Origin of the sequence: Bradyrhizobium sp. SUTN9-2, assembly GCF_003122645.1 — a bacterium.
Classification (GTDB): Bacteria; Pseudomonadota; Alphaproteobacteria; order Rhizobiales; family Xanthobacteraceae; genus Bradyrhizobium; species Bradyrhizobium yuanmingense.
The window spans coordinates 2,383,485-2,389,362 of sequence record NZ_LAXE01000001.1 but is presented as its reverse complement, the minus strand read 5'-3'; the positions used below and the strand labels follow the sequence as shown (position 1 = coordinate 2,389,362).

Below are 5,878 nucleotides of genomic sequence, written 5' to 3'. Positions count from 1 at the left end.
CTAGAACGTTCCAAGAACATCTGCACTGGGCCTGTGGTAGGGCTAAGCGCCTGGCTCATTGGTTGAAGGAATAAAGGTCGCGCTATTTGAATAAGATATCCCCTTACTGTCTGAATACTACTTTATAAGGCACATCTTATTGCTAACTGAGCTTTCCATAAGTTATATCTTATGAGCTTATCAACTGATTATATGCTATATCTTATCGCGTGAAAGACGCCATCTGCCATCTCGACCGCCGCTTCGCCACGCTCCGAGCGCTCTCGCACGCCCAGCGCCCTTCCAAGGGCTGGATTCGCGCGATCCGCGACGCGCTCGGCATGACCACCGCCCAATATGCCAAGAGGCTGGGCGTTTCGCAGCCACGCATTGTGGAACTTGAAAAATCCGAGCAAGGCGGCAGTGTAACCCTCAATACGCTTCAACGCGCGGCTGAGGCCCTCGGCTGCCGGTTGGTCTATGTGCTTGTACCCGAGCGCCCCCTCGCAGAAGTCGTCACCAAGCGAGCTGCCGATATCGCCGAGCGGCAATCACGAGCCATCGAACAAACGATGCGGCTTGAGGACCAGGCTGTGGAGAACAATCAGGCTGCCCGCGCGCTTCGGGAGCAAGCGATCGAGGATTTATTGAAACGCCCCGCGCGTCTCTGGGATGATGAATGACTAATACTGATCTGCACGTCGCCGACGATCACGCGACACCGCTGACGCCCCAGGAGTGCGAAGATCTAATCCCAACGCACATTACTATGCGCAGCGAATTAAACGAACTTGAGCAGCAGAATATCGCCACGGCAAACCGTTGGGCATTCGGCCGCCGGAAAGTTGCGACTCGAGAAAGTTTTCTCAAGAGCTTGCACCGGCGCATGTTCGAACGCGTCTGGCGCTGGGCTGGAAAATTCCGAACGACGGAGCGCAATCTCGGCGTCGCGCCATCTGATCGAAATTTCGCTGCATCAGGTCCTCGACGACGCAAGGTATTGGGTCGAAAACAACACCTACCCACCGGACGAACTTGCCGTTCGCTTCCATCACCGCCTCGTATCCGTACATCCGTTTCCAAACGGCAACGGCCGTTGGTCACGACTGGCTGCTGATGTGTTGATCGTGCAGCTTGGCGGCTAACGCTTCACATGGGGCGGCGCCGACTTGCAGACAGCCAGCACTGTGCGCACGGCCTACATTGCGGCACTTCAGGCGGCTGACAACCATGATCTTGCACCACTTGTTGCTTTCGCGCGGTCATAAACTGACCAGTCCACATCTGGCAAATCCTGGCCAAATCAGCGCTTACCTTAGCTAGCTCGGCAATGATGGGTTCGGTAATGAAAAACTTTGACGGGAGCAGGATGGGGTTTTCGTCCGAAGACCGTCCGCTCAATGTAGGCAAAGGTCAGATTTTAGAATTACGTCAGCGCCTTGGCACTACACGAAGACAACGGCTATCCGCGCAAGGTAGCGCAATAACACCGCCAGAGCAATTTGACCGTTTTGTGCACTATCGATAAAACCCGTCGTCAATTTCAATTTCCACGAGCACTACATCAGGTGTTGGCGGGCGCGCCTTCGCCTCCTGATGCAAGGTAGCGCGCGATTTCGGGAATTCTATTGTGTCTGCTCTACCTCAATTCCGCGACCATGTGGCTTCGGCGCATCATATGCGGCTGGAGAATTCCGGCGCGGCCGCTCTGCATCTGGAAGATCCAGATTCTGACCAACAATTGTGCCCACTAGAACGACAAGAAGAGTGTCGACGCGCACGATATGGCGGAGAAGGTTGCCGCTGCTTCAAAAGGCCCGTTGCGATCTCGTGATCATTGCCAGAATGGACGCGGCCGCCAAAAGAGCTCGACGGCGCGGTCACCCGCGCCAAGTTTTACATAGAGGCAGGCGGACGCGATCTTCCCTGACACCTTGCATTCAGCGGAAATGTTCCGCGTCTTCGCGAGCGAATGCCTGGCGTGCCACTGCTTGCGAAATTGACGGAATTTGGAAAGACGCCACTCTTTACTACTGCTGAATTTGAAGCCATGGGTTACGCGCTGGTGATTTGGCCATTGTCCTCCTTACGTATGGCCAACAAGGCACAAGCAAAACTTAATGTAGCGATTGCACGTGACGGCGGCACACACAAGGTAGTCAACCGGGTGCAACCAGTGCGTAACGCTGTGCAACGATCGGATTTTGCGATCATGAAGCGTTGAATTCATTGATCGTGCAAACAATCGTTCCGGACGGCATGCCGCAGTGGAAGTGAACGTAGAGAGGTTGACGCCGGCACCCCATTGCAGATAATCGGAGCTGTCGAGGTTCTCCGGGTCCGCTTGACCCGGAGCTAAGAGGGAAGCCGGTGCGCGTTCGGTTATTCGAACCGTCGCAACGCCGGCGCTGCCCCCGCAACTGTAAGCGGTGAGCCCACATCCATCAGTGTCACTGAAGCGCAAGCTTCGGGAAGGCCGGATGCAGGCGATGACCCGCGAGCCAGGAGACCTGCCCCGATAACGTAATCGTCCACGGGCGGGGTGTCCCGGTGGGACGCCAAGCAGCTGCCGCATTCGCGGCTGCCCTGCCAGCGCCCGCCATGGCCTTTTGCCCCCACCACAATGGGGTTAAAGCTATGTCTTCTCTCTCTCTTCCGGTTGCTACACTCGGCACGCCCCGTATTGGGCCGCGTCGCGAACTCAAGACCGCGCTCGAAAGCTACTGGGCCGGCAAAACGAGCCAGCAACAACTGCTCGAAACTGCGTTCGGCCTCCGCACAGCCAATTGGGCCCGTCAGAAGTCGCTCGGTGCGACCATCATTCCGTCCAACGACTTCTCGTTCTACGATCAGGTGCTGGACACGAGCGTCATGGTCGGCGCCATTCCTGAGGCCTACGGCTGGAAGGGTGGCCCCGTATCACTCAAGACCTATTTCGCGATGGCGCGAGGCTCGCAAGGCGAGGAACAAGACGCCAGCTGCGGTCACACGCATCACGGCCACGGCGCAGCCGCGCAGGAAATGACCAAGTGGTTCGACACCAACTACCACTACATGGTCCCCGAGTTTCAGATGGGCCAGACCTTCAAGTTCTCCTCCCGCAAGGCGATCGAGGAATATGATGAGGCCAAGGCACTCGGGTATCAGACGCGCCCGGTTCTTGTCGGTCCGGTCACGTTCCTGAAACTCGGCAAAAGTGCCGATGCATCATTCGATCCGGTTTCGCTGCTCGAAAGCCTCGTACCCGTCTATGTCGAGGTGCTCCAGGAGCTCGCCAGACGCGGGGCCGAATGGGTGCAAATCGACGAGCCCTGCCTCGTGCTCGACCTCGACGATGCAGCAAGAGGCGCACTCCGGCGCGCCTATGCGCGGTTCGCCCAAGAGGTCCCTGGCATCAAGATCATGCTGACGACGTATTTCGGCGCCATCGGCGACAATCTGGCAACCGCGCTGGCACTGCCAGTGGCCGGTCTGCATGTCGATCTCGTCCGTGCGCCGCATCAGTTGAGCCAGATCGCCGCATCCAGCATCCGCTCAGATCTCGTCATCTCACTCGGCGTCATTGACGGCCGCAACGTTTGGCGTTCCAACCTTCCGGCGCTGGTCGACCGGCTCAAGCCGGTCGTCGCAAAGCTCGGCGAGGGGCGCGTTCAGATCGCGCCGTCCTGCTCGATGCTACATATTCCGATCAACCTGGAGCTTGAGACTGCTCTCGATCCCGACGTGAAGAGCTGGCTCTCCTTCTCGGTGCAGAAGATCGGTGAGCTGTCGATCCTGGCCAGGGCGCTTGCCGGCGATACGGGCGTCGCCAACGCTCTCGGTGCGTCCGAGCGTGCAGCGACCGCGCGGAAGACCTCGCCCAAAATCCACGATGCAGCCGTCGCCAAGCGGCTGGCCGCGATCGACCCGGCGATGCGCAGCCGCAAGAGCGCCTTTGCAAGCCGTGCCGAGGTTCAGCGCAAGCGCTTCGGTTTGCCCGCCTTCCCGACCACGACGATTGGCTCGTTCCCGCAGACGGCCGACGTCCGCAACGCCCGGGCTGCACATGCCAAGGGTAAGCTGAGCGACGCACAGTATGAGCAATTCCTCAAGGAGGAAACCGCCCGCACAGTACGCTGGCAGGAGGAGATTGGCCTCGACGTACTCGTGCACGGTGAGTTCGAGCGCAACGACATGGTGCAGTATTTCGGCGAGCAGCTCTCCGGATTCGTCTTCACCCAACATGCCTGGGTGCAGTCCTATGGCTCCCGTTGCGTTCGTCCGCCGATCCTGTTCGGCGACGTCTCCCGGCCGAAGCCGATGACTGTGGAATGGTGGCGTTATTCGCAATCGCTGACCAAGAAGCCGATGAAGGCGATGCTGACCGGGCCGGTGACGATCCTGAACTGGTCTTTCGTCCGTGACGACATGCCGCGCAGCGAAGCCTGCCGCCAGATTGCGCTCGCGCTCCGCGACGAGGTCACCGATCTCGAAAAGGCCGGCGCGACCATGATCCAGATCGACGAAGCCGCGCTTCGCGAAGGCCTTCCGCTGCGCCGGTCCGACTGGAAAACCTATCTCGACTGGGCGGTGGAGAGCTTCCGCATCTGCTCCACGGGCGTTGCCGACGCCACGCAGATCCACACCCACATGTGCTATTCGGAGTTCAACGCTATCATCGACGCGATCGCGGCAATGGACGCCGATGTCATCTCGCTCGAGACCTCGCGCTCGAAGATGGAGCTGCTCGACGCGTTCACCAGCTTCAAATATCCGAACGACATCGGTCCCGGCATCTACGATATCCACTCGCCGCGCGTGCCTGATACCACCGAGATGAAAGAGCTGATGACCCTCGCCCGAAAGCGGCTGTCGGACTCGCAGCTCTGGATCAATCCGGACTGCGGTCTGAAGACGCGCAGTTGGGAGGAAGTTCGCCCGGCGCTCGTCAACATGGTCGCGGCCGCGCGCGAACTTCGCAAGGCGTCTTGATGTGGCCGCAAGCTAGATCGTCAAGGCCCTAATTCCGCAAGGGAGACTGCCGATGCACTTTACCCCCCTTTTGACAGCGGCAAGCCTTATCACGTCAATTTGTCGATGGTGGGCAGCCCCTGGACTGCGACAAGACGATCACCTCCGGCCGCTTGCCACGCCGAAGTCCAACTCAGCTGGCGGCATCTCAGCGGTCATGGAAGTCCGGTCGCTAGATCTCCAACTCTCAACTCCCGCCGGCCACAGGTCGGCAGGATTTTTCTAGCTAGCCTTCTCGGCTGGCAATGTTGAAGCTGTCGCAAATAAGTGCGAATGAGTTTCTGGCTTCGGCATCCTCAAAGCAAAACCTAGTGCCGACCTCCGCACGATCAGTCCACCAGCCCACGTTGGCCGCTTTCGCGATGCGCGCGGCCTCGCCCCTCAACAGATCCAGTTGTTTCCCGGCAGCACGAACAATCAGGCAATTTTCCTTGGGCATATGTCCTCCGTCGCGATGATGGCGTTGCAGGTTGCCGATGAGATCGCGGTAGCAGCACAAAGGCCGCAGCCGGGAGCCGCTGTGGCTTCATCGCCAAGAAGCTCCGGGTGAAAAAGGCTTAAGTGAAATATTTCGCCAACCCGGTAAAGGCGACCATATAGCAGCCCTCCCGGCAAGCCATATGATCTATTTCATACTCCGTAGCAGGCTCAAAGTGCATTAGGATAGAGCAAGGCCCGCCGGGGTTGGCGAGTTCGCGGGCCTGCCTCTTTAAGCCAAGGCCGCGTATGTCGCTCACGGCCCCGTCCCAGTTTCGACTTTGCGGAGATCACTTAAGATTTCCTAAACCTTGTTCGTTTCTCTATTGGCAGGGCGCAAGGTTGGGGACTTTTGACCTTGGGTCGGGGAGCCCGCTAGCCGACGCACCTAGCCGGCTTCAGCATTCTTTGG

General features: G+C 58.8%; 4 protein-coding genes, 1 pseudogene and 1 riboswitch. Of the genes and pseudogenes, 4 read left to right on the top strand and 1 reads right to left on the bottom strand.

Going from position 1 to position 5,878, the window contains the following annotated elements; genetic code table 11:
• Window positions 1-209 precede the first annotated feature (209 nt).
• From XF30_RS11095 to metE, 4 genes and pseudogenes are all read left to right on the top strand, one after another.
• The gene (locus tag XF30_RS11095; protein WP_158284348.1) at window positions 210-662 is read left to right on the top strand and encodes a mobile mystery protein A; all 453 of its coding nucleotides are present in this window, start codon (window positions 210-212) and stop codon (window positions 660-662) included.
• Window positions 659-1,247: pseudogene (locus XF30_RS11090) on the top strand (mobile mystery protein B). The gene XF30_RS11095 and the pseudogene XF30_RS11090 overlap by 4 nt, the downstream one beginning before the upstream one ends.
• Before the next feature lie 713 nt (window positions 1,248-1,960).
• The gene (locus tag XF30_RS39935) at window positions 1,961-2,203 is read left to right on the top strand and encodes a hypothetical protein (protein ID WP_204524496.1); all 243 of its coding nucleotides are present in this window, start codon (window positions 1,961-1,963) and stop codon (window positions 2,201-2,203) included.
• Window positions 2,204-2,289: 86 nt separating this feature from the next.
• Window positions 2,290-2,511, top strand: a riboswitch (cobalamin riboswitch).
• 105 nt (window positions 2,512-2,616) lie between these two features.
• Window positions 2,617-4,950 carry a 5-methyltetrahydropteroyltriglutamate--homocysteine S-methyltransferase gene (gene metE, locus XF30_RS11080; protein WP_109142697.1) on the top strand — a complete coding sequence of 778 codons (2,334 nt, stop codon included), beginning with the start codon at window positions 2,617-2,619 and terminating at the stop codon, window positions 4,948-4,950.
• Between the two features lie 265 nt (window positions 4,951-5,215).
• On the opposite strand, the gene XF30_RS11075 is transcribed toward metE, so the two are convergent.
• A complete protein-coding gene (locus XF30_RS11075) occupies window positions 5,216-5,428 on the bottom strand; it encodes a hypothetical protein (RefSeq protein ID WP_109142696.1) in 213 nt (70 codons plus the stop codon).
• Window positions 5,429-5,878 lie beyond the last annotated feature (450 nt).